Raw genomic sequence first — 1581 nt, 5'->3', positions numbered from 1 at the left:
ATATATTTGGCTGGCGATAAATCAGATCGCAAAAACCGAACTGAGTTCCCTTCAAGTGATCGACTATTTCGACGTCTTATTTATTTCGATCTGAAAAGTTGATACGGGCAACGCGACAATAATCTCCTCGCGGCTTAAGGAGGCCATTGTCTACTTTGCCCAGTTTTAACGTAATACAGACTTAAATGATGATGATTTAGGATACAAGCGGGTCAACGTGCGCTATATCCACCATCAACGAGGTAGTAACTACCGGTAATGAAAGATGCATCCTGAGATAATAGGAAGCAAACTAATGCAGCGACTTCATCGGGTGTTCCGAGACGTTCGACAGGATGATGCTTGACCATTTTTTGGACTACATCGGTGTCGAGCGTAGACATCAATGGTGTGTCGATGCAACCGGGCCCGACGGCGTTAATCCGAATTCCTTGTTTTGCATACTCCAGCGCGGCAGTTTTTGTCATGCCTAGCAATGCGTGTTTGGTTGCTACGTATGCAATCGAGCCGGTGAGGCCAACATTACTTACGACCGAGCCCATGTTAACAATCGCACCACCGCCGGAAGCCAACATTGCTGGAATTTCGTACTTCATTGAGTACAGCACACTGTGCATGTTGATGTTGATGACCTGATGCCAATCATCCAACGGATAGTCTACGGTCCGATGGCGCGAGCCGACTATCCCTGCGTTGTTGACTGCCAGGTGCAGTGCTCCAAAGGTCTCTACCGTTTGAGCCACTAAGCGTTCCACTGCGGACGCTTGGGAGACGTCAAGCTGAATGGCGATAGCATTATCAAGGTCATTGGCAAGGGCTTGAGCTGCGTCGCCGTCGAGATCGGCCACGACAACTTTTGCGCCGTTTGCCGCCAGTCTGCGGCATATTGCAGCACCAATACCCATAGCGCCGCCGGTAACAATTGCCACTTTATCGTTAAAATCTAAAGTCATATATTTTACTCCTGTAAATGATACGAACTAAGTTTAGGCTATCTTTGACTTTGGAAGATGAATGGGTTCCATTATTCAAAGTTTGATCTCAAATGAACTTGTGTTGTTATGTTCCAGTATGAAAAATCAAGGGGCTGGAATTTCTCTGTAAGGCGAGCTTTGGGGTCTTTTGTCTTAAGAAATTTGACGCCAGCAGGCGCTAGATTTCAGATCCTGATCGATTTAGATAATTCAACGTTTTTAATAGGCGATCAAATTAGTTTTAGTTTGCACTGATCCTTTCCTATTTGTCTTTTTTTCTATCTACGGTGACGATATTATCTTGCTGCCGTAAAATAACGCTTAATAAGTGACTTTTCAACTTGCCTTATATTTTTTTATAAATTTCCATGCTGGATTGTTTCGTAAATATTGAATAAGTTGAATTTTGAATTAATATTATGTCTATTGTTTAGAATATATAGCGTGTTTTTCAGTGGTTGTCAAAATGAAATTTTTATAATTACCGCTCATTTGTTTAATTTGTATTTCAAGATATTGTATGTTTTCTTATGATTTTCATTTGGTACTAATAGAAAGAGAATAAAATATATACCTAATAGATTTCGAGTTGCAGCGCGGCGGCAAG

The 1581-nt window shown here is 42.0% G+C and carries 1 protein-coding gene; it reads right to left on the bottom strand.

The features are described from left to right. Positions 1-212 precede the first annotated feature (212 nt). Positions 213-953 carry an SDR family NAD(P)-dependent oxidoreductase gene (locus V2H77_RS00640; RefSeq protein ID WP_265379569.1) on the bottom strand — a complete coding sequence of 247 codons (741 nt, stop codon included), beginning with the start codon at positions 951-953 and terminating at the stop codon, positions 213-215. Between the last annotated feature and the right edge of the window lie 628 nt (positions 954-1581).

Origin of the sequence: Photorhabdus sp. P32 (genome assembly GCF_038085095.1) — a bacterium.
GTDB classification, from domain to species: domain Bacteria; phylum Pseudomonadota; class Gammaproteobacteria; order Enterobacterales; family Enterobacteriaceae; genus Photorhabdus; species Photorhabdus luminescens.
The sequence above is the reverse complement of the archived record's forward strand: the minus strand, read 5'-3'. Positions and strand labels throughout refer to the sequence as shown.

What these genes read in the sequence shown, in the direction of transcription:
- V2H77_RS00640 (WP_265379569.1), bottom strand. Translation starts at nt 953, where the DNA reads ATGACTTTAGATTTTAACGATAAAGTGGCAATTGTTACCGGCGGCGCT.